The 26,045-nt window shown below is 67.5% G+C and carries 23 protein-coding genes; 8 read left to right on the top strand and 15 right to left on the bottom strand.

The features are described from left to right. From B0W80_RS29320 to B0W80_RS29330, 3 genes are all read right to left on the bottom strand, one after another. On the bottom strand, positions 1 to 1,542 hold a 1,542-nt coding region (locus B0W80_RS29320), incomplete at its 3' end, for a pseudouridine synthase (protein WP_143684828.1). Continuing rightward, a complete protein-coding gene (gene scpB, locus B0W80_RS29325; protein ID WP_083745701.1) occupies positions 1,539 to 2,477 on the bottom strand; it encodes an SMC-Scp complex subunit ScpB in 939 nt (312 codons plus the stop codon). The genes scpB and B0W80_RS29320, both read right to left, overlap by 4 nt. Positions 2,478 to 2,604: 127 nt before the next feature. Continuing rightward, a complete protein-coding gene (locus tag B0W80_RS29330) occupies positions 2,605 to 3,630 on the bottom strand; it encodes an RluA family pseudouridine synthase (RefSeq protein WP_256856720.1) in 1,026 nt (341 codons plus the stop codon). A gap of 14 nt (positions 3,631 to 3,644) precedes the next feature. On the opposite strand from B0W80_RS29330, the gene B0W80_RS29335 reads away from it, so the two are divergent. Then, positions 3,645 to 4,454, top strand: a complete 810-nt coding sequence (locus B0W80_RS29335; protein ID WP_077002684.1) for an outer membrane protein assembly factor BamD — start codon at positions 3,645 to 3,647, stop codon at positions 4,452 to 4,454. Positions 4,455 to 4,486: 32 nt separating this feature from the next. On the opposite strand, the gene B0W80_RS29340 is transcribed toward B0W80_RS29335, so the two are convergent. The 3 genes from B0W80_RS29340 to B0W80_RS29350 are packed head-to-tail and all read right to left on the bottom strand — an operon-like array spanning position 4,487 to position 7,912. After that, positions 4,487 to 5,620, bottom strand: coding sequence for an FUSC family protein (locus B0W80_RS29340; protein WP_077002685.1), 1,134 nt, complete (start codon positions 5,618 to 5,620; stop codon positions 4,487 to 4,489). A 7-nt stretch (positions 5,621 to 5,627) separates the two neighbouring features. Then, positions 5,628 to 7,706, bottom strand: coding sequence for an ATP-dependent DNA helicase (locus tag B0W80_RS29345; protein WP_083745702.1), 2,079 nt, complete (start codon positions 7,704 to 7,706; stop codon positions 5,628 to 5,630). After that, on the bottom strand, positions 7,706 to 7,912 hold the full coding sequence (locus B0W80_RS29350; protein ID WP_077002686.1) for a DUF465 domain-containing protein: 207 nt from the start codon (positions 7,910 to 7,912) through the stop codon (positions 7,706 to 7,708). Before B0W80_RS29350 ends, B0W80_RS29345 begins: the two co-directional genes overlap by 1 nt. 86 nt (positions 7,913 to 7,998) lie before the next feature. Between B0W80_RS29350 and B0W80_RS29355 the strand changes: the two genes are divergently transcribed. Then, positions 7,999 to 8,808: a PP2C family serine/threonine-protein phosphatase gene (locus B0W80_RS29355; protein ID WP_077002687.1), complete on the top strand. Its 810-nt coding sequence runs from the start codon at positions 7,999 to 8,001 to the stop codon at positions 8,806 to 8,808. A 36-nt stretch (positions 8,809 to 8,844) separates the two neighbouring features. On the opposite strand, the gene B0W80_RS29360 is transcribed toward B0W80_RS29355, so the two are convergent. The 6 genes from B0W80_RS29360 to B0W80_RS29385 all read right to left on the bottom strand — a co-directional run bounded on the left by B0W80_RS29360 (position 8,845) and on the right by B0W80_RS29385 (position 18,477). Next, complete coding sequence (locus B0W80_RS29360; RefSeq protein ID WP_077002688.1) at positions 8,845 to 9,489, bottom strand: hypothetical protein; 645 nt, start codon at positions 9,487 to 9,489, stop codon at positions 8,845 to 8,847. Further along, entirely contained in the window at positions 9,486 to 10,583 is a 1,098-nt protein-coding gene (gene zapE, locus B0W80_RS29365) for a cell division protein ZapE (protein WP_077002689.1), read from the bottom strand. The genes B0W80_RS29360 and zapE overlap by 4 nt, the downstream gene beginning before the upstream one ends. 4 nt (positions 10,584 to 10,587) lie before the next feature. Then, the gene (lpdA, locus tag B0W80_RS29370; protein ID WP_077002690.1) at positions 10,588 to 12,018 is read right to left on the bottom strand and encodes a dihydrolipoyl dehydrogenase; all 1,431 of its coding nucleotides are present in this window, start codon (positions 12,016 to 12,018) and stop codon (positions 10,588 to 10,590) included. Positions 12,019 to 12,184: 166 nt separating this feature from the next. Next, positions 12,185 to 13,456 (bottom strand): 2-oxoglutarate dehydrogenase complex dihydrolipoyllysine-residue succinyltransferase, encoded by a 1,272-nt coding sequence (gene odhB, locus B0W80_RS29375; protein WP_077002691.1) that lies wholly within the window; start codon positions 13,454 to 13,456, stop codon positions 12,185 to 12,187. A gap of 43 nt (positions 13,457 to 13,499) precedes the next feature. Next, positions 13,500 to 16,379 carry a 2-oxoglutarate dehydrogenase E1 component gene (locus B0W80_RS29380; RefSeq protein ID WP_077002692.1) on the bottom strand — a complete coding sequence of 960 codons (2,880 nt, stop codon included), beginning with the start codon at positions 16,377 to 16,379 and terminating at the stop codon, positions 13,500 to 13,502. A 184-nt stretch (positions 16,380 to 16,563) separates the two neighbouring features. After that, positions 16,564 to 18,477, bottom strand: coding sequence for a propionate--CoA ligase (locus tag B0W80_RS29385; protein WP_077002693.1), 1,914 nt, complete (start codon positions 18,475 to 18,477; stop codon positions 16,564 to 16,566). 124 nt (positions 18,478 to 18,601) lie between these two features. On the opposite strand from B0W80_RS29385, the gene B0W80_RS29390 reads away from it, so the two are divergent. From B0W80_RS29390 to B0W80_RS29400, 3 genes are all read left to right on the top strand, one after another. Next, positions 18,602 to 19,720, top strand: a complete 1,119-nt coding sequence (locus tag B0W80_RS29390; RefSeq protein ID WP_179107048.1) for a serine hydrolase — start codon at positions 18,602 to 18,604, stop codon at positions 19,718 to 19,720. A gap of 61 nt (positions 19,721 to 19,781) precedes the next feature. Further along, complete coding sequence (locus B0W80_RS29395) at positions 19,782 to 20,534, top strand: alpha/beta fold hydrolase (protein ID WP_077002694.1); 753 nt, start codon at positions 19,782 to 19,784, stop codon at positions 20,532 to 20,534. Further along, complete coding sequence (locus B0W80_RS29400) at positions 20,531 to 21,031, top strand: flavodoxin family protein (RefSeq protein WP_077002695.1); 501 nt, start codon at positions 20,531 to 20,533, stop codon at positions 21,029 to 21,031. The genes B0W80_RS29395 and B0W80_RS29400 overlap by 4 nt, the downstream gene beginning before the upstream one ends. A 28-nt stretch (positions 21,032 to 21,059) precedes the next feature. On the opposite strand, the gene B0W80_RS29405 is transcribed toward B0W80_RS29400, so the two are convergent. Continuing rightward, complete coding sequence (locus B0W80_RS29405) at positions 21,060 to 22,091, bottom strand: isocitrate/isopropylmalate dehydrogenase family protein (protein ID WP_077002696.1); 1,032 nt, start codon at positions 22,089 to 22,091, stop codon at positions 21,060 to 21,062. Positions 22,092 to 22,197: 106 nt separating this feature from the next. Between B0W80_RS29405 and B0W80_RS29410 the strand changes: the two genes are divergently transcribed. After that, entirely contained in the window at positions 22,198 to 23,313 is a 1,116-nt protein-coding gene (locus B0W80_RS29410) for a 3-deoxy-7-phosphoheptulonate synthase (RefSeq protein WP_077002697.1), read from the top strand. Between the two features lie 13 nt (positions 23,314 to 23,326). On the opposite strand, the gene B0W80_RS29415 is transcribed toward B0W80_RS29410, so the two are convergent. Continuing rightward, positions 23,327 to 23,929, bottom strand: coding sequence for an isochorismatase family protein (locus B0W80_RS29415; RefSeq protein ID WP_077002698.1), 603 nt, complete (start codon positions 23,927 to 23,929; stop codon positions 23,327 to 23,329). 97 nt (positions 23,930 to 24,026) lie between these two features. Beyond that, positions 24,027 to 25,055, bottom strand: a complete 1,029-nt coding sequence (locus tag B0W80_RS29420) for a PQQ-dependent sugar dehydrogenase (RefSeq protein ID WP_256856721.1) — start codon at positions 25,053 to 25,055, stop codon at positions 24,027 to 24,029. Between B0W80_RS29420 and B0W80_RS36335 the strand changes: the two genes are divergently transcribed. Next, complete coding sequence (locus B0W80_RS36335; protein ID WP_256856722.1) at positions 24,970 to 25,272, top strand: hypothetical protein; 303 nt, start codon at positions 24,970 to 24,972, stop codon at positions 25,270 to 25,272. The two genes, B0W80_RS29420 and B0W80_RS36335, sit on opposite strands and share 86 nt — an antisense overlap. A gap of 125 nt (positions 25,273 to 25,397) precedes the next feature. Next, positions 25,398 to 25,955 carry a C40 family peptidase gene (locus B0W80_RS29425; RefSeq protein ID WP_077002700.1) on the top strand — a complete coding sequence of 186 codons (558 nt, stop codon included), beginning with the start codon at positions 25,398 to 25,400 and terminating at the stop codon, positions 25,953 to 25,955. Positions 25,956 to 26,045 lie beyond the last annotated feature (90 nt).

Here is a 26,045-nt window from a genome sequence, read left to right on the forward strand (position 1 = left end):
GCCCCCTCCGTTGCCCCCACGGCCGCGGGCCTGTGGCCCGCTGGCCAGCGGGTTCGGAATCGGCCCGTCGCGATGGTCGTCCTGCCCGCCGCCACCGCCACCGTTGCGGTTTCCACGCCGCTTGTTGCGTTGCCGGTTGTTGCGCCCGCCGCCTTCCTGGCCGCTGCTCTTCGGGCCGCCACCGCGCCCTGGCCGCTCGGCGCCGGCCGCCTGGAACAAGGCACGGATGTCGCGCTCGTCCAGCTCCATCCACGCGCCGCGCTTGAGACCGCGCGGCAACACCATGGCGCCGTAGCGGATGCGGATCAGCCGGCTGACCGCATGGCCCACGGATTCGAAGAGCCGGCGCACCTCGCGGTTGCGGCCTTCGGAAATCGTGACCCGATACCAGCAGTTCGACCCTTCGCCACCGCCGTCCTCGATGGTGCCGAAATGCGCCATGCCGTCGTCGAGGCGTACACCTTCGAGTAGTTTCTGCCGCTCTTCGCTGCTGATCGCGCCGAGCACACGCACGGCGTACTCGCGCTCCAGGCCGAAGCGCGGGTGCATGAGCTGATTGGCAAGCTCGCCCGAGCTCGTGAAGAGCAGCAAGCCCTCGGTGTTGAGGTCCAGCCGTCCGACCGACTGCCACTTGCCCTGCGGCAGGCGCGGCAGCTTGCGGAAGACGGTGGGCCGGTTCTGCGGATCGTCGTGCGTGACGACCTCGCCGACGGGCTTGTGGTACGCGATGACCCGCGCCGGCGGCGGTGCGATGCGGTAGCGGATCGGCTTGCCGTTGATCTTGACCTGGTCGCCGAACTGGATGCGCTGGCCGATGTGGGCCGGCTCGTTGTTGACCGAGATGCGGCCCTGCAGGATCAGGTGCTCCATCTCGAGCCGGGAGCCCAGGCCGGCCTGGGCCAGCACTTTGTGCAGCTTGGGCGAATCGGCCTCGGGCAGCAGCACGCGCTTGAGCGGCGGCACCTCGGGGCTGTCCTCGTCAGCGTCGAACTGCCCCGAGACCACGTCGGTGAAGCGGATCGGCTCGGGCGGCGGCGCGTTGCGCTGCTCACGTTCGGCGGCACGGCGGGCGCGGTCGAGATCGTCCTCGTCATCGTCGTCGATGTCCTCCTCGTCTTCCTCGTCGTCGTCCTCGTCGTCGAGCCGCTGCGTCGGGGCGGGCTCGGACACAGGTTGCTGCGCCTGAGGCTGAGGTTCGGGGATCACCACAGCGATCTCGGGAACGGAAGGAGGCGCGGCCGCGGGCCCGGCCGCGGCTGCGGCGGTGGCGCGTTCATCGCCGGCGTGCACAGACTCGTTTGCCTGACCGGGTTGTCCGTCCTGGATTCCCTGGGCTTCCTGGCCTTCTTCGCCTTCCGCCACGGGTGCCTGGGCCGTCGGCTTGCGCTTGCGCGGACGGCGCTTGCGAGGCGCATCGGCTGCCGCCTCGGACTCCGGCGCGGCCTGGGCTTCGCCCGGTTGCGCTGGCGACGTCGCAGGCTCGTCGCCGGACGGGGGGTCGACAGGCAGCATCGCTGCGTCTTCGGGATCGGATGGGCTCATGATCGGGTTCCGGAACGAACGGCGGGGGTGTCTTCCTCGTCGGGCTCGGCATCGGGCTCTGCGTCGACGGGCGTGGAAACTTCGGAGTGGGGGGTGTCGGGCGCGGAGGTGGGTTCGGCTTCGGCTTCGGCTTCGGGCTCGGCTTCGGCTTCGGGCCGAGCGTCGGGCACCGGCAGCTCTTCGACCAAGTCTTCCGCAACGCCATCGAGCCGAGCCTCTGTGCCGGCCACCGGTGCCGCCTCGTCGGCTCGCGCTTCGACAGGTGCTTCGACAGGTGCTTCGGCAGGCACGTGGTCCGCAGCCACCGAAGCGGACTCGGCATCGACCTGCGCCGCATCGGCGGCATCGCCCTCCTCGATTGGCAACCCCGCCTGTGCGTTGTCCGCCGCCTGCGCGAGTGCCGCGACCAGCCCGGCCTGCTGGGCGGGGGTTTCGATCACCGGCAACTGGTCCAGCGATTCGAGGCCCAGGTCGTCGAGAAACTGCCGGGTGGTCGCGTACAGGGACGGGCGCCCCACCGTCTCGCGGTGGCCGATGACCTCGACCCAGTTGCGGTCTTCGAGCTGCTTGAGGATCTGCGAATTGATGGTCACGCCGCGGATGTCTTCCATATCGCCGCGCGTGACGGGTTGCCGGTAGGCAATGATGGCCAGCGTTTCGAGCGCGGCGCGCGTGTAGCGCGGCGGCTTCTCGGGGTGCAGGCGATCGAGGTGGTCGCGTAGCTCGGGACGGCTCTGGAAGCGCCAGCCGGTGGCCACGCTCACGAGCTCCAGGCCGCGCTGCGACCAGTCTTCCTGTAATTCGAGCAGCAGCGACTTGATCGTGTCGGCGCCCAGTTCGTCGTCGAAAAGCACGCGCAGTTCGCGCACCGGCAGAGGCTGCGTCGAACAGATCAAGGCGGTTTCGAGAATGCGCTTGGCATCCGCCGTATTCATGTTTCGCGGTATCCGGGAAAAGGCGCCTTGGAGGCGCTTGATTTTCGAAAGGATGGAAGAAGGCGCTGCCGGCACGTTGGCAATTGCAGCGAAGCCGGCATCAGGCGCCGGCACGGCTCTCGAGCCGTCAGGCGCGATTGTAGTCCAGCCCCCACGCCTGCATAGCCTGCACCAGGTCGGGCGGCGGGGGGGCCAGAAACTCCATCTGCACGCCGGTTGCGGGGTGGATGAAGGCCAGCCTGAAGGCATGCAGGGCCTGGCGCTCCAGCCCGGCCGCCGCGGTCCCGCCGTAGAGCGAATCGGCCACCAGCGGGTGGCCGATGGAGGCCATGTGCACGCGGATCTGGTGCGTGCGGCCGGTTTCCAGCGTGCAGCGGACCGCACAGCCCTCGTCGTTGCTGTCGAGCGACTCGATCAACGTACGGGCGGGCTTGCCCGAATGCCGCGTCAGGTCGACCACCGCCATGCGAAGCCGATTGCGCGGATCGCGTCCGATCGCCGCGTCGACGTGCCGCGCATCGGCGCCCTGCCAGCTGCGGTGGGCCATCGCGATGTACTGCCGCTTGACCTCCCGCGCCGCGATCAGCCCGACCAGGGCGTCCATCGCCGCGCGGGTGCGCGCGACCACCATCAAGCCGCTGGTGTCGCGATCGAGCCGGTGCACGATGCCGGCCCGCGGCAGCAGGGCGGCGCGCGGGTCCAGCGCAAGGAGGCCGTTGAGCAGCGTGCCGCTCCAGTGGCCCGGCGCCGGGTGCACCACCAGGCCGGCGGGCTTGTCGATGATGCGCAGGTGCTCGTCCTCGTGCACCACGGCGATCGGCAGCGGCTCGGGCTTGAAGGCCTGGCTTTGCGGCGTGGGCCTGAGCTCGATGCTACCGATCTCGCCGGCATGCACCGTAGCGGCGGATTTGGTCAGCACGCGGCCCTGCACCGCGACGGCACCGGCGTCGATCAACTGCTGCAGGTAACTGCGGGAAAACTCGGGCACCAGGGCGGCCAGCGCACGGTCCAGCCGCTGCCCGTGCAACGACTCGTGAACGAGGAAGTCGCGGGTCTCGCTGGGCTCGGAAGGCTCGGGGCCCTCCTCGTGCTCGACCCCGTCCGAAAGTGATCCCAGAGGGGTGGCCGATATAATTGAAAGCGTTTTTTCCACGAAAGCCTGATGTGATGCGCCGCGCCAAATTATCGGTTGTCCCTGCCTGGTTGGCCTTGTTGTCGGCTGCATGGCTGGTTGCCGGCTGTTCGTCGACCTCGTCCGACAAGACTGCGAACTGGAGCCCCAACCGCATCTACGCCGAAGCCAAGGAAGAAGCCGATTCGGGCGCCTACGACAAGGCAGTCCCCCTGTTCGAGAAGCTCGAGGGCCGCGCCGCCGGCACCCCGCTCGCACAGCAGGCTCAGTTGGACAAGGCTTATTCCCAATACAAATCCGGCGATCGGCCCGCCGCCATCGCCACCCTGGACCGCTTCATGAAGCTCCATCCGGCCAGCCCGGCAATGGACTATGCGATCTACCTCAAGGGCGTGATCAACTTCAACGACGACCTCGGCCTGTTCTCGTGGCTCACGCGGCAAGACCTGTCCGAGCGTGACCAGAAGGCGGCCAAGGAGTCTTTCGAGTCGTTCAAGGACTTGATCACGCGCTTCCCCGAATCGCGCTACACGCCCGATGCCCGCCAGCGCATGAACTACATCGTGAACTCGCTGGCCCAGTACGAAGTGCACGTGGCGCGCTACTACTACTCGCGCGGCGCCTACCTGGCGGCCATCAACCGCGCGCAGATCGCGCTGGCGGACTACCGCGAGGTGCCGGCGCTCGAAGAGGCGCTCTACATCATGGTCCAGTCCTACGATGCCCTGGGCATGACGGACCTGCGCGACGACGCCAAGCGCGTGCTGACCTCCAACTACCCCCAGAGCGAGTACCTGACGCGCGGCTTCCGCACCAAGGACGACCCGTGGTGGAAGCTCTGGTAAGCGGCTAGGGCCTGCTGCGAGCCGCTTCGGACCTATGCCTGGGCCCTGAGGCGAACCAGCGAACCGAAGACGATCCGTACCACCTGCAGCAGTGCGATGCCGGCCACGATGCCGGCAAGCCGCTGCAGCCCCGGCTCCGCGCTCATCGCCGTATACGAATCCGGTACGAAGACGACCAGGAACGCGATGGCGAACTGCGTTCCTGCATAAGCGAATCGCTTTCCGCTGTTCTCGACGTGCCGGCCCACCGCCACCACGAGGCCCACACACAACAGCATGGCGAGCAGGTGGTGCTGAGTGAGCAGCAAGGCGAGCGCAGCCACGCCGGCACCGGCCAGGCAGCCGGCGAAGCGCTGCAACAGGCGTGCCGTGACGCCTCCTCCGGCTCCACCGACTCCTCCGACATTGCCCAGGCTCGCGAGGGGCACCAGCATCACGGCCGCGATGGTCGTCACCGCCTGGCTCACGCCGCGCTCCCCCATCTCGGCGACCAGCAACGGCGCCAGCGCGAATGCGACCGCCGCCTGCAGCGAATGCAGCGCCGCCTCGCGGTGCCAACCGATGCGCTGCCGCGGCGCGGCGATGGCGTCCGGCGCGGGCGGAAGAATGCGCGGCCGCAGCGTCAAGGCGGACAGCGCGCCGACCGCCAGGCTTGCGATGGTTCCAGCGGCGACCTCGAGCACGCGGGTGGCGGCGAAGCGCGTGACGTCCTCGAAGGGCTGGACCAGCGAGTCGAGCACCACCATCGAAAAGGTCACGCCCGCGAAGAGCCACGCAAGCCCACGTTCCTGCGTCAACGCACCGTACAGCGTGACGCCGCCGACCAGGGCGAGCGCGGCAGACAGCCCCGGCAATGACTGACCCAGCACCGACGACGCAGCGAAGCCCGCGGCCGCGCCCAGCGCGGTGCCGGCAATGCGCAGGCCGCCCCGCGCCAGGCTTTCGGCCAGCCTCGCTCGCAGCACCATGTAGCCGCTGAAGGCGGCCCAGCCGATGTGTTCGGCGCCCATCGCATGCGCGAGCACGATCGCCAACAGCACCGACAGCACGGCCTCCGCTTCCTCGAGCGCGCGTTCGCGTGCGCGCGCGGGCGCCCTGAACTCTTGCCACAGTTCGGCGCCGAGCGTCTTCGCGCGATCGATCAAGGCAGCGGGTCTGGCGCGCATGCCGTCCTCAGTGGGTCAGTTCGACCAGTGCTTCCTCGAAGTCGTCGGCAGTTTCCAGGCGCCGCATCGGCGGCAGCGCCGCCAGCAGCCTGCGGCCGTAGCCCATGCTGACCAGACGCGTGTCGCAGATCACGAGCACGCCGCGATCGGTCTCGCGTCGGATGAGGCGGCCCGCGCCCTGTTTGAGGGCGACGGCAGCCTCGGGCAACGAGTACTCGCCGAAAGCGCTGCGTCCTTGCGATTCGAGGCGCTGCGAGCGCGCCTCGACCAGCGGATCGTTCGGCGGCGGAAAGGGCAGCTTGTCGATCACCACGAGCTGCAGTGCATCGCCCGGCGCATCGAAGCCTTCCCAGAAGGAAGCCGAAGCCACCAGCACGCAGCCGGCGCGCCCCGCGTCCGATCCTTCGCGAAAGCGCTCCATCAAGACGCGCTTGGGCAGCTCGCCCTGAACCAGCACCTCGGGCCGCTGCCCTGCCTCCATCGGCTCGAAATGCTGCCGCATGGCGTCGCCGATGGTGCGCAGGGCGCGCAGGGTGGTGGTCAGGACCAGCGTGCGGCCGCCGAGCACCGCGGCGCCGCGGGCGGCGAGCTCCGCCACGCGCGCGCTGTGCGACGGGTCGTTGGGCTTCGGAAAGACGCGCGGCACGTGCAGCGCGGCTTGGCGCGCGTAGTCGAAAGGGCTCTGCACGCGCAGCACATCCGCCGATTCGAGCCCGCAGGGCTCGGTGAACCAGCGCAGCTTCGGGTCGTCGCCGAGTGTGGCCGAGGTGAAGACCCAGGCGCGACCCGAGGCCTCCGGGTCGGCCTGGTCGAGCTTGAGCACGCGCGTGCGCACGGCTTCGGCAATGTCCAGCGGCGACTCCACCAGCCGCAGCTGCGTGCCCACGTCGACCCAGCGGACCGACTCGGGCGCGCAGGCGCGAGCGAAACGCGCGGCACGCTCGGCCAGTTGCTCCGCGCGATCGTGCAGGCGGACGAAATCGGGCGAGAGTTCGCTCACGGTATCGAGCCCGCGCGCCGCTTCCACGAAAGCCTCGCGCAACGCGTCGAGCGCCTCCTGCCAGGCATCGGCCGGCACACCTTCCGGTGCAGCACCCGCCCAGCGCAGCTTGGCGCCGGGCCACTGCTTGCCGGCCGCGAGCCGAAGTTCGCGCGCAGCCCGCTCGGTGGCGGCCACCAGTTGCTGCCAGTCGACCAGGCCACGTGCATGCTGCAGGCCGGCGGCCAGCATGTCCCTGGCGAAATCGAGTGCCTGACCGCTGCCCAACTGCACGCCGAGAAACTGCACGCCGGTTTCGTTGAGCTGATGCGCCTCGTCGAACACCACCACGCGCACCGAGGGCAGCAGCTCGGCCATGCCCGATTCGCGCACGGCCAGGTCGGCGAAGAACAGGTGATGGTTGATCACCACCACGTCGGCCGCCATCGCCTCGCGACGGGCCAGGTTGACATGACAGGGCTTGAACTGCGGGCACTGCGCGCCCAGGCAGTTCTCGCGCGTGGAGGTGACCAGCGGGATGAACGGCGATCGCTCGTCCAGGCCCGGCAGCTCGGCCAGGTCGCCGGTGCGCGTGGCCTTGGACCACTGCTCGATCTTGGACAGGGTGCGCAGGCTGCCGCGCTCGGGCAGCGATGCGTCGTGGCGCGCCTGATCGAGCCGGTGCAGGCACAGGTAGCTGGCGCGGCCCTTGAGCAGGGCCGTGCGCACAGGCAGGCCGAGCGCGTCGACCAGCCGCGGCAGGTCGCGGCCGAAAAGCTGGTCTTGCAGCGCTTTGGTGGCGGTCGACAGCAGCACGCGCTCGCCGCTCAGCAGCGCCGGCACCAGGTAGGAAAAGGTCTTGCCGACCCCGGTGCCGGCCTCGACCACCAGCACGCCGCCCTCGTCGATGGCGCGGGCCACTGCCAGCGCCATCTGCGTCTGGCCCTCGCGTTCACGGAACTGCTCAGCGGCATGCGAGAGCACGCCGTCCTGCGCGAAGGCGGCGCGCACCTCCGTGGCCAGCTGGCCCGGCTCGGCAGCACCGGGCCGCCGCTCGGGCGCCTCCTGGTCCGCCTCGAAGTCGTCGGGCCACTCGATGACGGACATCAGGCAGGCTCCTGCGGGTCGAGCATGCGCTCGACGTGCACGATGCGGTCGCGCAGGGCCAGGCGTTTTTTCTTGAGGCGTCGCAGCAACAGCTCGTCGCGCGGTTCGACGGCTTCGGCCAGGCGATCGATGGCGGCATCGAGGTCGGCATGCTCGATGCGCAATTCGATCAGCTGGCGTGACAGGGAGTGGAGATCGGAGTCCAAGGAACAGTGCGAAGCTGCACAGATGCGCGGTCGGGCGCCGCGCGGGTTGACTCGATAATACTTCGTCGTTCCACCCCATTGACTCCATGAAAGAACACGCCGCCGGCACGAGCGCGCCGCCAGTTCGAGGCTACCGACTCGTCGCCGCCACCGGCCTCCACCAGGGAGATCGCCCGTACCAGCAGGACCAGGTCATGATGCTGACCCACCCACGTGCGCCTGGCTGCGTGCTGGGCGTGGTAGCTGACGGCATGGGCGGCCGCAGCGGCGGGCGCAAGGCGTCCGATCAAGTGCTGATGACGGCACGCCAGCTGTTCGCCCGCTACAAGCCGGGACGCGACGAGGCCGTGCACGTGCTGCGGCAGTTGCTGGAGGACGCCAACACCGTCATCAAGCTGACCGCGCTGTCGAGCGAGCAGGAACCGCACAGCACCCTGGCCGCCTTCCTGATGAACCCGGAAGGCGACTGCGCGTGGATCCACGCCGGCGACTCCCGCATCTACCACTTTCGGCGCGGCCACCTGGTCAAGCGCACCAAGGACCATTCCTACGTGCAGGCCCTGGTCGACCGCGGCGAGATCAGCGAGGACGAAGCCAACATCCACCCGCAGGGCAACATCCTGCTGGGCTGCCTGGGGATGAAGTCCACGCCGCCGCCGGTCGACATCCACCTCGTGCCGCGGCTGGAACCCGACGACCTGCTGCTGGCGTGCAGCGATGGCCTTTGGCACTATTTCCGACCCGAGGAAATGGGCCGGCTGCTGGCCGACCAGTCGCCGCGCGCTGCAGCCGAACTGCTCGTGGCCGAGGCACGCGAACGCGCTCGCGGCACCGGCGACAACATCTCGCTCGCCATCCTCAAGCTCGAGCAGTTGCCTGCGATGGAAGAACGCTGAGGCCGCGGCGGCCCACCGCACTGCTCCGCGCCGCAATCAGGGAGGCGTCGGCAACGGCGCCGCGCGCGGTTTCGTGTTGTTGGCGTTGCGGCGCTCGAGGTCTTTGCGATGTTGCTCCGCACGCTGGAGCCTGCGATCTTCGGCCTCCACTTTCGCCGGCGCCTCGCCCCGGCGGGCTGCCGCCTTGGCCTGCTTCTCGGCATAGGCGCGCTGTTTGTCGTCGAACTGGCGTTGCTTGTCTGCCGCTTCCGAGGCCAGTCGGGCACGCTGGTCCGCATGGTCGGCGGCGCGTTGCTCGCGATCTTCCTGCGCCTTTCTGGCGCGCTCGCGCTCTTCCGCCGTGTCCTGCGTGCGCGGCGTCGCCTTCTTTTCCTCGAGCCGGTCGAGCGCCGCCGCGCCGCGGCGCTTGCGCTCGATGTCGTTGATCGACGCCTCCTGGCGCTTGATGTTCTCGGTGTCGGCGCGATAGCGCTGCCGGCTGTCGTCGAGGCAGCCCTGCACCGCGAACTTCTTGTAGCAGGCGGCCTGCTCTGTCGCGTGACGGGCGTCCACCGCCTTGCGTTCTTGCGACAGCCGCGCGCGCTCTGCCTCGAAGTCCATGCTGCCGGTCGTGGCAGTGGTCTGGGCCCAGACCGAGGCAGCGGCGAGGCCAACGAGCAGGACGGACAGGAGCTTTTTCATGTGAGGCGGGTGTCGACGACGCGGCGCTCCAGCGCAAGGAACTCGGCCGACTGCATTTCGTTGAGCCTCGACACCGTGCGCGGGAATTCGTGGGCCAGCGGGCCCTCGGTATACAACTCTTCGGGCGGCACTTCGGCCGACATGATCAGTTTCACGCGTCGATCGTAGAACACGTCGACCAGCCAGGTGAAACGACGTGCTTCAGAAGCCATGCGCACCGGCATGTGCGGCACGTCGGACAGCAGCACGGTGTGGAACTGGCTCGCGATCTCCAGGTAGTCATTTTGCGAACGCGGCCCGCCGCACAAGGTCTTGAAGTCGAACCAGACCACGCCGCCGGCCTTGCGTCGCGCATGGATTTCGCGCGACTCGATATGCAGCACCGGGTTCTCGTCGGCGCTCTCGGCCAGGCGCTCGAAAGCGTCGCGCATGTCCTTGTCGGCCTCGGCGCCGTTGGGCGTGAGGTACAGCTTGACCTGTTCGAGCGTGCGACGGCGGTAGTCGGTGCCGTTGTCGACATTGACCACCTCCAGCTGCTGCTTCAGCAGTTCGATCGCCGGCAGGATGCGGTCGCGGTGCAGGCCGCCCGGATACAGGTCGTCGGGCCTGAAATTCGATGTGGTGACGAAGCCCACGTCGTTGTCGAACAGCGCCACCAGCAGCCGGTGCAGGATCATGGCGTCGGTGATGTCGGCGACGTGGAACTCGTCGAAGCAGATCAGCTTGTAGCGCTTGGCGATGCGGCGCCCGAGTTCGTCCAGCGGATTGACCGTGCCCTGCAGCTCGGCCAGTTCGCGGTGCACCTCGCGCATGAACTCGTGGAAGTGCAGGCGCGTCTTGCGCCGCAGCGGCACGGCGTTGAAGAAGCAATCCATCAGGAAGCTCTTGCCGCGCCCCACCCCGCCATACATGTACACGCCGCGCGGAATCTCGGGCCGGTTGATGAGCTTCTTCAGCGCGTTCGAGCGTCGCGTCTTGTATTCGGCCCATTCCGACGCGCAGCGCTCGAGCGCCTCCACGGCGCGGAGCTGCGCGGGGTCGCTCTGGAACCCCCGCGCAACCAGCTCGGCTTCGTAGGCTTGCTTGACGCTCAAGGGGTCAGAAGTTCAGCGTGCGCTTGTCGATGGCCAGTGCCGCTTCCTTCGTCGCTTCCGAGAGCGAAGGATGCGCGTGGCAGATGCGCGCGATGTCTTCTGCGCTGGCCTTGAACTCCATCGCCACCACGGCTTCGGAGATCAGCTCGCTGGCCATCGGCCCGACGATGTGAACGCCGAGGATCTCGTCCGTGGCCGCATCGGCCAGGAACTTGACCATGCCGGTCGTATCGCCCAGCGCACGGGCACGCCCGTTGGCCAGGAAAGGGAAGGTGCCGGCCTTGTAGGCGCGGCCCGCGGCTTTGAGCTGTTGCTCGGTCTGGCCGACCCAGGCGATCTCGGGCGAGGTGTAGATCACCCACGGAATGGTGTTGAAGTTCACGTGCCCGTGCTGGCCCGCGATGCGTTCGGCCACCGCGACGCCCTCTTCCTCGGCCTTGTGGGCGAGCATCGGCCCGCGCACCACGTCGCCGATGGCCCAGACGTTGGGCAGGCTGGTCTTGCAGTCGTCGTCCACCACGATGGCGCCGCGCTCGTCCAGCTTCAGGCCCACCGCTTCGGCGTTCAGACCGATGGTGTTGGGCACACGGCCGATCGAGACGATCAGCTTGTCGACGTCGAGCGTCTGCGCCTCACCCTTGGCATTGGTCCAGGCGATGCTCACGCCCTTCTTGCCGTTCTTGACCTCGCCGACCTTGACGCCCAGCTCGATCTTCAAGCCCTGCTTGGTGAAGGCCTTCTGCGCCTCCTTGGCGATCTGTTCGTCCACCGCACCCAGGAAGGTGGGCAGCGCTTCGAGCACGGTGACTTCGGAGCCGAGGCGGCGCCACACCGAGCCCATTTCGAGGCCTATGACGCCGGAGCCGATCAGGCCCAGCTTCTTCGGCACGCCGGGGATGCGCAGGGCGCCGTCGTTCGAAAGGATGTTCACCTCGTCGAAGTCCGCGCCCGGGAGCGCGCGCGCATTGGAGCCGGTGGCGACGATGATGTGCTTGCCTTCGATCGTCTCTTCGGCCGCACCTGCCACCTTGATCTCGTAGCCGGCGCCGCCCGCCTTCACGAAGGAGCCGCGGCCGTGGAAGGACGTGACCTTGTTCTTCTTGAACAGGTAGGTGATGCCGTCGTTGTTCTGCTTCACCACCGCATCCTTGCGGCCGACCATCTTGTCGAGGTCCAGGCCCAGGCCCTCGACCTTGATGCCGTGGTCGGCGAAGTGCTTGGACGCGTGCTCGAAATGCTCGGAGGACTGCAGCAGCGCCTTCGAGGGAATGCAGCCCACGTTGGTGCAGGTGCCGCCCAGGGCCGGGCCGCCCTTGGCGTTCTTCCACTCATCGATGCAGGCGACGTTGAAGCCGAGCTGCGCCGCCCGAATGGCGGCGATATAGCCGCCGGGGCCGCCACCGATGACGATGACGTCGAATTGCTTGTTGGCCATTGATTTTCTTTCAGGATTTTTTCATGCCGGTCACCTCCGACGCCGCGCGGCAAGCGCAGCGAGGCCCGTTCGGGAGACCCCGCGGAACCGGCTTTGCCGGCCCGCTGGGGTCGCCCCCTTGAGGGGGGAGGCGGCTACACGAAGTGAGCAAGCAACGGGGGTGCGGTTAGATATCGAACAGCAAGCGAGCCGGATCTTCCAGCGCTTCCTTCATCGCGACCAGGCCCAGCACGGCTTCGCGGCCGTCGATGATGCGGTGGTCATAGGACATGGCGAGGTAGTTCATCGGCCGGACCACGATCTGGCCGTTCTCGACCACCGCGCGGTCCTTCGTGGCGTGCACGCCCAGGATGGCCGACTGCGGCGGGTTGATGATGGGGGTGGACAGCATCGAGCCGAACACGCCGCCGTTCGAGATGGAGAAGGTGCCGCCGGTCATTTCTTCGATGCCCAGCTTGCCGTCACGCGCCTTCTGGCCGTATTCGGCGATCTTCTTCTCGATGTCGGCAAAGCTCATCTGGTCGGCGTTGCGCAGGATGGGCACGACCAGGCCGCGCGGCGAACCCACCGCGATACCGATGTCGAAGTAGCCGTGGTAGACGATGTCGTTGCCGTCGACCGAAGCGTTGAGCACCGGGTACTTCTTGAGGGCATGGACCGCGGCCTTCACGAAGAAGCTCATGAAGCCGATCTTGACGCCGTGTTCCTTCTCGAACTTCTCCTGGAAGCGCTTGCGCATCTCCATCACCGGGGCCATGTTGACCTCGTTGAAGGTGGTCAGGATGGCATTGGTCGACTGCGACTGCAGCAGGCGCTCGGCGATGCGGGCGCGCAGGCGGCTCATCGGCACGCGCTCTTCGGGGCGGTCGCCGAGGTCGGGCGCGGCGGCCGGCGATGCGACCTGCGGCAGCGACGTCTTCGGCGCGCCGGTGGGGATTACGGCGGGGGCGGCCTTGGCGGTGGCGCCGCCGGCCACGGCCGACAGCACGTCGCCCTTGGTGACGCGGCCGTCCTTGCCGGTGCCGCTCACGTCGGAGGTGCTGAGCTTGTTGTCGGCCAGCAGCTTGGCAGCGGCCGGCATGGCGACGTCGGACTTGGCACCGCCGGTGGCAGCCGCTGCTGCGGCAGGTGCCGCTGCCGGCGCGGGAGCCGCAGGCGCGGACGAGGCTGCGGCAGGCGCGGCGGCACTGGCCTTGGCGTCGGTATCGATCTTCGCGATCAACTGGTCGGCGACGACCGTGGCGCCGTCGGGGGCAACGATCTCGGTCAACACACCGGCCGACGGTGCCGGCACTTCGAGCACGACCTTGTCGGTCTCGATCTCGATCAGGATTTCATCGACGGCCACGGCTTCGCCGGCTTTCTTCTTCCACTGCAGCATCGTGGCCTCGGCCACGGACTCGGACAACTGGGGGACTTTGACTTCAACGATAGACATTTTGTGATTTCCGCTTCGTGTTTCTTCGCAGGCTTTGATGTTCTTACTTGGTCAGCACGAAGCCCTTGAGCTTGGCGAAGGCGGCGTCGACCAGCGCTTTTTGTTGTTCCTGGTGCAGGTGCGAGTAGCCGACCGCCGGCGACGCCGAGGCGGCGCGGCCCGCGTAGCCGAGCTTCTGGCCTTCCTGCAGGTTCTCGTGGATGCTGTGCTGCACGAAGAACCAGGCGCCCTGGTTCTGCGGCTCGTCCTGGCACCACACCACGTCGACGAGGTTGGGGTACTTCTTGAGCTCGGCGCCGAAGGCCTTGTGCGGGAACGGATAGAGCTGCTCGACGCGGATGATCGCCACGTCGTCGTTGCCCTTCTCCTCGCGCTTCTTGGCCAGGTCGTAGTAGACCTTGCCCGAGCACGCGATCACGCGCTTGACCTTGTCGCCCTTCAGATCCTTCGCGTCGGGAATGACGGTCTGGAAACTGCCCTTGGTGAACTCCGACAGCGGCGAGGTCGCGTCCTTGTTCCGCAGCAGCGACTTGGGCGTCATGATGACCAGCGGCTTGCGCAGGTTGCGCACCATCTGGCGGCGCAGCACGTGGAAGATCTGGCTGGCCGTGGTGGGCTGCACCACCTGCATGTTGGCGTCGGCCGACAGCTGCATGAAGCGCTCGAGGCGCGCCGAGCTGTGCTCTGGGCCCTGACCTTCGTAGCCGTGCGGCAGCATCAGCGTGATGCCGTTGACGCGGCCCCACTTCACTTCGCCCGAAGCGATGAACTGGTCGATGACGACCTGCGCGCCGTTGACGAAGTCGCCGAACTGCGCTTCCCAGATCACCAGCGTGTTGGGATCGTTGGAGGCATAGCCGTACTCGAAGGCCAGCACGGCTTCCTCGGACAGGATGGAGTCGATGACGACGAACGGCGCCTGGTTGTCGGCCACGTTGCACAGCGGCACGTAGGTGCCTTCGTCGAACTTCTCGCGGTTCTGGTCGTGCAGCACGGCATGACGGTGGGTGAAGGTGCCGCGGCCGCTGTCTTCGCCGGACAGGCGCACAGGGTAGCCGCTGGCCACCAGCGAGGCGAAGGCCATGTGCTCGCCCATGCCCCAGTCGACATTGACTTCACCCCGGCCCATGGCACCGCGGTCGTCGAGCACCTTCTTGACGAGCGGATGCACGGTGAAGTTGTCGGGTGCCTTGGTGATGCGTTCGGCCAGCCGCTTCCACTCGGCCAGCGGAATCGCCGTGTCGCCGGCGTCGGTCCACTTCTTGTTGAGGAAGGGGCTCCAGTCGACCGCGTACTTGCTCTTGAAGTTGGTGAGCACCGGGTTGGTGGTGTTCTTGCCGGCATCGAAGGCCGCGCGCTGCGCCTTCACGAGGTCGTCGCCGAGCGTGTCGCCCAGGCCCTGCGCTGCCAGCCGGTCGGCGTAGAGCTTGCGCGTGCCGGGGTGGGCCGCGATCTTCTTGTACATCAGCGGCTGGGTGAGCGAAGGCGTGTCCTGCTCGTTGTGGCCCAGCTTGCGGAAGCAGACGATGTCGACCACGACGTCCTTCTGGAATTCCATGCGGAACTCGAGCGCCAGCTGGGTGGCCAGCACCACGGCTTCGGGGTCGTCGCCGTTCACGTGCAGCACCGGCGAGTCGATCATCTTGACGATGTCGGTGCAGTACAGCGTGGAACGGCTGTCGCGCGGGTCGCTGGTGGTGAAGCCGATCTGGTTGTTGATGACGATGTGCACCGTTCCGCCGGTGGAATAGCCGCGCGTCTCGGCCAGCGCCAGCGTTTCCATCACGACACCCTGGCCCGCGAAGGCGGCGTCGCCGTGCACGATGACGGGCAGCACCTGCTTGCCCTGCGGGTCGGCGCGGCGGTCCATGCGGGCACGCACCGAGCCCTCGACCACCGGGTTCACGATTTCGAGGTGCGAGGGATTGAAGGCCAGGCTCAAATGCACCGGGCCGCCAGGCGTCGACACATCGGAGCTGAAGCCCTGGTGGTATTTGACGTCGCCGCTGGGAAGCTCTTCGGGAGCCGTGTGGTCGAACTCTGCGAACAGGTCGGCCGGCATCTTGCCCAGCGAATTGACCAGCACGTTGAGGCGGCCGCGGTGGGCCATGCCGATCACGATCTCTTGCACGCCCTTGGTGCCGGCCTGGTTGATCAGCTCATCCATGGCCACGATGAAGCTCTCGCCGCCTTCGAGCGAAAAGCGCTTCTGGCCGACGTACTTGGTGTGGAGGAAGCGCTCCAGGCCTTCGGCCGCCGTCAGGCGCTCGAGCACGCGCTTCTTCTGTTCGGTCGAGAGCTTCGGGTTGGTGCGGGCGCTCTCGAGCTTCTGCTGCCACCAGCGCTTTTGCGCCTGGTCGGTCATGTACATGTACTCGGCGCCCATCGTGCCGCAGTAGGTTTCGCGCAAGGCGTTGAGCAGGTCGCGCAGCGACATGGTGTCGCGGCCGAAGAAGGTGTTGCTGGTGTTGAAAACCGTCTCGAGTGCGCCGTCGGTGAAGCCGTAGAACGAGGGCTCGAGTTCCGGGATGGCGGGGCGCTCGGCGCGCTTAAGCGGGTCGAGGTCGGCCCAGCGGGCGCCGACGTTGCGGTAGGCGGCGATCAGCTGCTGGACCGCGGTGCGCTGGCGGCCGAGCTCGGAGTCGGCGCCGCTGGCCTGCACCACGCGCGTGGTGCCCTGCTTCGCGCGCTCGGCAAAGGCATTGATGACGGGTTGATGCGGAACGTCGCGCGTCGTGCTGCCGTCGGTGGCCGGCACGTGCTGCATCGCATCGAAGTAAGTGCGCCAGTTGTCGGGGACGCTGCCGGGGTTGGCGAGATAGTTCTCGTACATCTCTTCGACATAGGGCGCGTTGCCGCCGAAGAGGTAGGTGTTGCCTTGATAGGCGTGGTAAATGGACGTGGAGGACGTCGAATCGCTCATTTGCGCTACCTTCGCTTCCCTTGGGGAAGCATTAGCTGGTTTAAGAAACCTTCCGCGACACGGCTGGACCGGTTGGCGGATGCGACTGTGGCTGGGAAGGGCCCGAGTACCTTGGCATTGTGCCATGGCAAACACGTGACGACGAAACCAGCCGTCACAAGGGCCCGCGTAGGCTACCGCGTTTCTACGTCTGCGAAGCGAGCGATTGGCGGATCTGCTGCAGAGCCGTCGGATCTTCGATGGTGGTCAGGTCACCCGGATCGCGGCCCTCGCACACGGCCTGGATGGCACGGCGCAGCAGCTTGCCGCTGCGGGTCTTCGGAAGGATGCCGACGAAGTGCACGCGTGAGGGCCGCGCCAATGCGCCGAGCTGATCGGCCACCTGCTTCATGACCTCGCCTTCGAGGGCCAGCGCCGCTTGCGAATCGCCGAGCACCGCGCCATCGCGCGGCACCACGAAGGCCATGGCCACCTGGCCCTTGAGCGCATCGGCCACGCCGACCACCGCCACCTCGGCCACCTTGGCATGGCCCGAAATGCTTTCCTCGATCTCGCGCGTGCCGAGGCGGTGGCCGGCCACGTTGATCACGTCGTCGGTGCGGCCCAGGATGTAGTAGTAGCCGTCCTCGTCGCGAATGCCCCAGTCGAAGGTGGAATACACCAGCTTGTTGGGCACGCTCTTCCAGTAGGTGTTGACGAAGCGTTCGTCGTCCTTCCACACCGTCTGCATGAAGCCGGGCGGCGTCGGTCCCTCGATGACGACCACGCCCTTCTCGTTGGCGCCCGTGAGTTCCTCGCCGGTGGACTCGTGCAGGATCTTCACCTTGTAGCCGTACATCGGAATGCCGGGACTGCCGAAGCGGCTGGGCGTGCGCTCCACGCCGTTGGCCACCGTGAGGATGGGCCAGCCCGATTCGGTCTGCCAGTAGTTGTCGATGATGGGCACGCCGAGGCCGTCGCTGATCCAGCGTGCCGTGGGTTCGTCGAGCGGCTCTCCGGCCAGGAACAGCGCGCGCAGGCTGGACAGGTCGTACTTCTTCAGCAACGCCGGGTCTTGCTTCTTGAGCACGCGCACGGCGGTCGGTGCGCTGAACATCACCGTGACCTTGTACTTCTCGACCAGCTGCCACCAGATGCCGCCATTGGGCTGCCGATCGAGGCCCTGCGTGGGCAGGCCCTCGTACATGATGGTCGCCATGCCGGCGATCAGCGGGCCGTAGACGATGTAGCTGTGGCCCACCACCCAGCCGATGTCGCTGGTCGAGAAATAGGTCTCGCCGGCGTTGCCGTCGAAGATGTGCTTCATGCTCGCAGCCAACGCCACCGCGTAGCCGCCGACGTCGCGCTGCACGCCCTTGGGCCGGCCGGTGGTGCCGCTGGTGTAGATGGTGTAGCTGATGTCGGTGGCGTCCAGCCAGACACAGGGAACCTCGGTGTCGCGATGCTTTTCCATCAGGGCCGCAGCGAGATGGTCGCGCCCGTCGGCCAGGTCCATCGGGGCCAGGCCCCGGTCGAACAGCAGCACCGCCGCGGGCTTGTGCTTCGACAGGCGGATGGCCTCGTCCAGCAGCGGCTTGTACGCGATCACCTTGCCGCCGCGCGATCCGGCATCGGCGCTGACGACCACGGTCGGCTCGGCGTCTTCGATGCGCGAGGCCAGCGACCCGCTCGCGAAGCCGCCGAAGACCACGCAGTGCACGGCACCGAGCCGGGCGCACGCGAGCATGGCGAAGGCCGCCTCGGCAATCATGGGCATGTAGATCAGCACCCGGTCGCCCTGCCCCACGCCCAGCGCCGCCAGGCTGGCGGCGACACGCCGCACCTCGGCGTGCAAGTCCCGGAAGCTATAGACCTTTTCGGTGCCGGTTTCGGTGGACACGGCGATCAGTGCCGGCTGATCGGCCCGTTCGACGAGGTGACGATCGACCGCGTTGTGGCACAGGTTGGTCGTGCCGCCCGCGAACCAGCGCACGAAGGGCGCGCGGCTGTCGTCCAATATCTGCTGCGGCGGGGTTTGCCAATCGATAAGCTTGGCCTGCTCGGCCCAGAAGGCCTCCGGGGCTTCGATGGAACGGCGGTAGAAGTCGGCGTAGCTCATGGGGCTTGTCTCCAGGTGGTGCGGGCGGCCGGCGCTCAAAACTGAATTCATAATTATTGGTGCGGAGCTTGCGGCAAGCTGACGCGGGCGCGACGTACAGTCGATCGACGTCCGGAATCCAAGCATGAATAACCATCGACACCTTCAGAGACGCCGTGTTCTCCAGTTCGGCGGTTCGCTCGCCGCGTTCGCATGCCTGCCTAGCTTCGCAGCCGACCCTTTTCGCTGGGAGCAGGCCGAACCCGGACCCGGCGCCATCGGGCCGGAGCTCGCCGCACGGCTCGACCAGGGTGTGCAAAGCGGCGAATTCGCGAACCTGCATGCCGTCTTCATCGCCCGCAAGGGGAAGATGGTGATGGAGCGCTACTTCGAAGGCGAAGACGAACGCTGGGGCACGCCGCTGGGCAAGGTCCGCTTCGATGCCGACACCCTGCACGACGTGCGTTCCGTGAGCAAAAGCATCGTCGGCCTGCTCTACGGCATCGCGCTGGCCGAAGGCAAGGTGCCGGCGCTCGACACGCCGCTGCTCGATGCCTTTCCCCACTACGCCGACCTGGCAGGCGATGCGCGCCGCCGCCGCATCCGCATCGTCGATGTGCTGACGATGACGATGGGGCTCGAGTGGAACGAAGACCTGCCTTACAGCGATCCGCGCAACAGCGAGATCGCCATGGAGCGCAGCAACGACCGCTACCGGTACGTGCTGGATCGCCCCATTGCAGCGGAACCGGGCGAGCGGTGGCGCTACTCGGGCGGTGCGACGGCCATCCTCGGGCATCTGGTCGCGAAGGGCTCGGGCATGCCGCTGCTGGCGTACGCGAAGGAAAAACTGTTCTCGCCCATGGGCATCGACCAGGTCGAATGGACGGCGGGGCGCAACGGCGAAGCGGCTGCGGCATCCGGCCTGCGCATGCGGGCGCCGGACCTCGCCCGCATCGGGCAGTTGCTGCTTCGGCAGGGCGAATGGGACGGGCGCCCACTCGTCGCGAAGGACTGGATCTCGGCCTCGCTGACACCACGCGCCGCAGCCTTCGATGGGCTTCGCTACGGCTATCACTGGTACGTGGCGCAGCAACGCGACGGCACGCCCGCGTACCTCGCGATCGGGCTCGGCGGGCAAAGGCTCGTGGTGGTTCCCTCGCTCGAACTCGTGTACGTGATCTTCATGGGCAACTACTACAAGCCAGACCAGCTCAAGCCGCTCTTCGCCGTGCAGAAGCTGATCGGCGAGTCCGTGCGCTGAACGCCGCTCCGCCGCCGCGCTCGGGTAACCTCGCCCGTTCAAGAACGGGAAGGAAAAAAGCATGCACGTTGAACAAGGCGGCAAGGGGTCGGACCTCCTTCTGATGCTGCACGGGATGGGCGCGACCGGCGCCGTGTGGACACCGCTGTGCGCACAGTCCGCCGAGCGCTGGGATGGGCGTTGGCTCGCAGTGGACCTGCCCGGGCACGGCCAGTCCGACCGGCAGGACAGCTATGCCATCGGACAGGTCGCCACGAGCGTCGCCCGCGCCACGCTGCCCCACATCGAACCGGCAGGCCGGCTCGTGGTCCTGGGGCATTCGCTCGGCGGCGTGATCGCGTTGGCCCTCGCCTCCGGTTGGTTCGGCCTGAATCCGTCGCGCGTGTTCGGCGCCGGCATCAAAGTCGCCTGGAGCGACGACGAGGTGCGTCGCATGGAGACGCTGGCGACCCAACCCTCGAAGCGCTTCGTGACGAAGGAAGCGGCACGCGACCGTTATCTGAAGGTCGCCGGCCTCGCCGACATCGCCGACCCCTCGTCGCCGGTCGCCGCACGGGGTACCGAGCGCGATGCCGATGGTTGGCGTCTTGCGATGGACCCGCGCGCGCACGGCGTCGGCAAGCCGCCGATGCAGGAGTTGATGGCCTTGGCCCGTTGCCCGGTGCACCTGGGGCGCGGCGGCGACGACGCGATGGTGACGCTGGCGCAGCTCCGCGCCCTCGACCCGCAAGCGCGGGACCTGGGTCCGCACGGCCACAGCGTGATGGTCGAAGCGCCGTCGCAGGTCTGGGACTGGATCGCGTCGTTCCGATGAGCCGGACCAAGGCCCTGCTCATCGTCCATCACTCGATGACGGGGGGCACGCGCCAGATGGCCGAGGCGGCGCTCGCCGGCGCGTCTGCCGAAACGAAGGTCGAAGCACGGCTGCTGCGCGCCGCCGAGGCAGGCCCCGCCGACGTGCTTGCCGCAGACGGCTACATCTTCGGAACGCCGGAGAACCTCGCGGCCATGAGCGGCCAGCTCAAGGACTTCTTCGACCGTTGCTACTACCCGGTGCTCGACCAGGTCAATGGCCGCCCTTATGCCTCGCTGATCTGCGCAGGCAGCGACGGTCAGAACGCAGCGAGGCAGATCGAACGCATCGCGACCGGCTGGCGACTCAAGCCAGTGGCCGAGCCGCTGATCGTCTGCACGCATGCGCAGACGCCGGAGGCCATCCTCGCGGCCAAGCGGATCGGAGCCGACGACCTGGCACGCTGCGCCGCATTGGGCGAGGCGATGGCGGCGGGGCTCGCGCTGGGCGTGTTCTAGCCAGGCATTGCCCCGCCCCATTCCACCTTCACCCGTTGGCGATCCGGCTCACCAACGCCTGCGTGTAGGCCGCGGTGCCCGCACTGCCTCCCAGGTCGCCGGTGCGCACCTTGTCGATGTTCAGGGCTTCGTCGATGGCCTTGCGCAGGCGTGCTGCCTGGTCCGCCAGCTTGCAGTGGTCGAGCATCAGCGCGGCCGCCAGCAGCAGCGCGGTCGGGTTGGCGATTCCCTTGCCGGCGATGTCGGGCGCCGAGCCATGCACGGCCTCGAAGATGGCCGCCTCGGCGCCGATGTTGGCGCCCGGTGCCATGCCCAGGCCACCGACCAGACCGGCCACCAGGTCGGAGAGGATGTCGCCGAACAGGTTGGTCGTGACCAGCATGTCGAACTGCCATGGGTTGAGCACCAGCTTCATCGCGCAGGCGTCGACGATGACGCTGTCGAGCTGGAATTTGCCCTTGTACTTGCGCTCGTAGAGGTCGAGGCCGGTCTCCAGGAAGATGCCGGTGAGCGCCTTCATGATGTTGGCCTTGTGCACGATCGTCACCTTCTTGCGGCCGGTCGCGACGGCGGTGTCGAAGGCGAACTCGAGCAGGCGGCGGCAGCCTTGCCGCGTGTTGATGCCGGTGGCCATGGCCACGGCGTGCGGGTCGTTGTCGATGGGCACGTAGTGCTCGTGCCCGATGTACAGGCCCTCGAGGTTCTCGCGCACGACCATCAAGTCGATGTTGTCGAAGCGGCCGCCGGGGATGATGGTGTGTGCGGGGCGCAAATTCGCGTAGAGCTGGAACTCCTCGCGCAGGCGCACGTTCGACGACCGGTAGCCGCCGCCGGACGGCGTCTCCAGCGGCCCCTTGAGCGCGAGGCGGGTGCGTCGGATGCTGTCGAGCGTCGCCTTGGGCAGCGGATCGCCGGACTGCTGCACGCCCGCCAGGCCGGCCACCTGGCGGTCCCATTCGAAAGGCGCCTTCAGGGCATCGAGCACGGCAAGGGTCGCATCGACGATCTCGGGGCCGATGCCGTCCCCGGCGATCAGGGTGGCGGGAATGACTTGGGACATGCGGAACTCCAGGCAAAGAGGCAATACGCCCGGCTCGGCGGCGCGGGCCGGGCGATTATGGGCGGACAATCCGCGCCATCCTCGATCCACAACCTTTGCAAGCGCCATGCCCCGCCTCGATGACCCTCTTCACGATGCCGAGATCGGCTCCCGCGACAGCACCGTCGACACCACCCGCATCGACGACGTGCGCATCGGCGCCGTCCGCCCGCTGATCACGCCGGCCCTGCTGCAGGAGCGCGTGCCGGTGCGCGACGGCACGCTCGCGCTGGTGGAAGCCAGCCGCAGCGCCATTGCCGACGTGCTGCACGGCCGCGACGATCGGCTGGTCGTGGTGGTCGGGCCCTGCTCCATCCACGACCATGACCAGGCCCTCGAATACGCGCACCAGTTGAAGGCGGTGTCGGACGAACTGCAGGGCGACCTGCTGATCGTGATGCGCACCTACTTCGAAAAGCCGCGCACCACGGTGGGCTGGAAGGGCTACATCAACGATCCCCACCTGGACGGCAGCTTCGCCATCAACGAAGGACTGGAGCGCGCCCGGCGACTGTTGCTCGACCTCACGACGATGGGCCTGCCGACCGGCACTGAGTTCCTGGACCTGCTGAGCCCGCAATTCATCGCCGACCTGATCGCATGGGGCGCGATCGGCGCGCGCACCACCGAGAGCCAGAGCCACCGCCAGCTGGCTTCGGGCCTGAGCTGCCCGGTGGGCTTTAAGAACGGCACCGACGGCAGCATCAAGGTGGCGGCCGACGCCATCCTGGCGGCGCGGGCGCCGCACGCCTTCATGGGCATGACGAAGATGGGCATGGCGGCCATCTTCGAGACGCGCGGCAACGACGATTGCCACGTGATCCTGCGCGGCGGCAAGACGACCAACTACTCGGCGGCCGACGTGGCCGCCACCTGCGAGACGCTGCGTGCGCAGGGCCTGCGCGAGCGGGTCATGATCGACGTGTCGCATGGCAACAGCAGCAAGCAGCACAGGCGGCAGATCGACGTCGCCGGCGACGTGGCCGCGCAGATCGCCGCAGGGGAACGGCGCATCGCCGGCGTGATGATCGAAAGCCACCTCGAAGAAGGCCGGCAGGACCTGGTGCCGGGCGTGCCGCTCAAGCATGGCGTGTCGATCACCGATGCCTGCATCGGCTTTCCGCAGACGGTGCCGGTGCTGCACGCGCTGGCTGCGGCGGTGCGCGCACGGCGCACGGCCTAGCGGCGGTCCCGGTCTAGCGGATCAGCGCCAGCACGTCCTTGAAGCGGGGGTGCTCGGCGGTGCGCAGCCACTCGAAGCCGACCATCTCGGTCGTCACGAGTTCGGCGCCGGCGCCGGCCAGGCGGTCGAAGGCGGCGTCGCGGTTGCGCTCGGTGCGCGAGCTGCAGGCATCGGTCACCACGAACACCTCGAACTCGTCCTCGAGCAGGTCGAGCGCGGTCTGCAGCAGGCACACGTGGGCCTCGCAGCCGGCGATCACGATGGTGTTGCGCTCCTCGGCCTGCGGCTTCGGCTTCTGCAGGTGCTTGGGCAGGCTGCGGGCATTGCCCTGCGGCGATTTGGCCGGTGCGCGCAGCCAGTCGGCCAGGCCCTCCTCCACGCCGCTGAAGTGCATCTTGGACAAGGTGCGCTGGCACAGCGCGCGGATCTCGGCCGCGTTCTCGCCGAGCTTGGAGGGGTTTTCTTCGGTGCCCCAGGCGGGAACCTCGAGCAACCGCGCCATCCGGACCAGCCGCACGGCATTCGCGAGCACGGCTTCCGATTCGAAGATGGCCGGCATCAGGCGCTGCTGGTAGTCGACCAGGACCAGTTGGGATTGCGAAGCATCGAGCAGCATGGAGGCGTCTTTCGGGAAGGCGGGAAGGCCGTGAAAAGGAAGAGCCTTCGACCGTACCACCGAACGCCGCGGCCGAGGCCGCCGCCGCCGGCCCGCGTCAATCGGGCCGCAGGCGGATGAGCTTGCCGTTCGACTCGTCCGTCAGCACATAAAGCAGGCCGTCCGGGCCTTGCTTGACGTCGCGGATGCGGGCGCGGCCGTCTTCCAGCAGGCGATGCTCTGCCACCACCTTGCCGTCGCGCAGCTCGATGCGGTCGAGGTAGCCGAACTTGAGCGAGCCCACGAACAGGTTGCCCTTCCAGGCCGGGCCGTAGCGGTCGCTGGCCAAGAACGCCATGCCCGACGGCGCGATCGATGGCACCCAGTAGTGCAGCGGCTGCTCCAGCCCGTCCTTGCGCGTGATGCCGTCGCCGATCTTGCCGCCGCCGTAGTTCTCGCCGTAGGTGATGACTGGCCAGCCGTAGTTGCGGCCGGCCTCGGCAACGTTGATCTCGTCGCCGCCCTGCGGGCCGTGCTCGTGCATCCACAGCTTGCCGTCGGCGGCCAGCGTGGCGCCCTGCCCGTTGCGGTGGCCGTAGCTCCAGATTTCCGGCAAGGCACCGGCCCGGCCGACGAAGGGGTTGTTGGCCGGCGCGGTGCCGTCCTTGTTGATCCGCACGACCTTGCCGATGTGGTTGTCGAGCTTCTGGGCGTCGTCCTTGCGGCTGAAGCGATCGCCGAGCGTCAGGAACAGGGTGCCGTCCTTCGCCTCCACGATGCGGCAGCCGAAGTGATTGCGGCTTGCCACCTTGGGGCGCTGGCTGAAGATGACGCGCACGTTCTCGAGCTGGGCGCCATCGGCCGAGAGCTGGGCCCGCGCCAGCGCGGTGCTGTTGGCCGAGCCGCCCGCGTCGGGCTCGGAAAAGCAGAAGTACAGGGTGCGGTTGCGCTCGAAGGCAGAATCGGCCTGCACGTCCAGCAGACCACCCTGTCCGCCCGCGGCGATCGGCGGCAGGCCGGCCAGCGCTGCGCCGGTGCGGCCGTCCGGGCCGACGACGCGCATGCGGCCGGCTTTCTCGGTCACGACGAAACGTCCGCCCGGGAGAAAGGCGACGCCCCAGGGGTTCTCCAATCCGGAAGCAACCACTTCAGGCGTTGGCGCGGCTATTGCAGAGCCGACCGCGGCTGCCGCCAGGGATGCCATGATCGCCGTCCGCCAGCGCTTCGTTTGCCGTGCAGAGATAGAAGTCGAAATGGTGTTCATGGTGCTGCTTGAGTCGGCTATCCACAAAAAATTCGCAACGGCACACCGCTTTGTTTCAAAACTTTTGGTTTACTCCGACGCAAGCGCTTATGGGCCATAACGTTGAACTTTACAATTCATGCAATTGGATTCAACGGAAAAACCAATTCTGACAATGAGTTGCATGCACAATCTCGGATCAACTTGAAATTGACACGCTTTTTTGTCGTCCATATCCTACGTGCCATGCGACTTTTCCTACTTCCCGCCTGCCTTCTGCTCACTTTCGCCGCTCATGCCGCACCGCAGATGGACCGCTCGGAAGAAATGGACGCCGCACTGGCCGAGAAGGGCTTGATCGGCCAGTTGCAGCACGTTCGCCAAAGCGTCGTCGACCGGACCTCCGATCTCGTGGTTACCGCCATCGGGTTCCTCGGTGTTCCTTACAAGCGCGGCGGCAACACGGCAGATACCGGCTTCGACTGCAGCGGCTTCGTCCGCGCCATGTACAACCAGACCGTCGGCCACCTGCTGCCGCGTCGCGCCGAAGAGCAAGCCGCCGCCACCCAGAAGATCGACCGCAGCGAACTCAAGCCCGGCGACCTGGTGTTCTTCAACACCATGCGCCGCGCCTTCAGCCACGTCGGCATCTACGTCGGCGAAGGCAAGTTCATCCACGCACCCCGCAGCGGCGCCGAGGTGCGCGTGGAGAGCATGAACGGAAGCTACTGGCAGCAGCGCTTCAACGGCGCGCGCCGGGTCGTCAACGGTTCTGAAGACGTCAAGTCCGGCACCGGCGAATAAGGCAGCGGGGTCTGCGCCGACGGCGTCGCGCTGCAGTCAATAAAAAAACCCGCCTCGGCGGGTTTTTTGTTGGCCGGGCGGGCCGCCGGG

It is taken from the genome of Variovorax sp. KK3, from assembly GCF_001984055.1.
Classification (GTDB): domain Bacteria; phylum Pseudomonadota; class Gammaproteobacteria; order Burkholderiales; family Burkholderiaceae_C; genus Variovorax.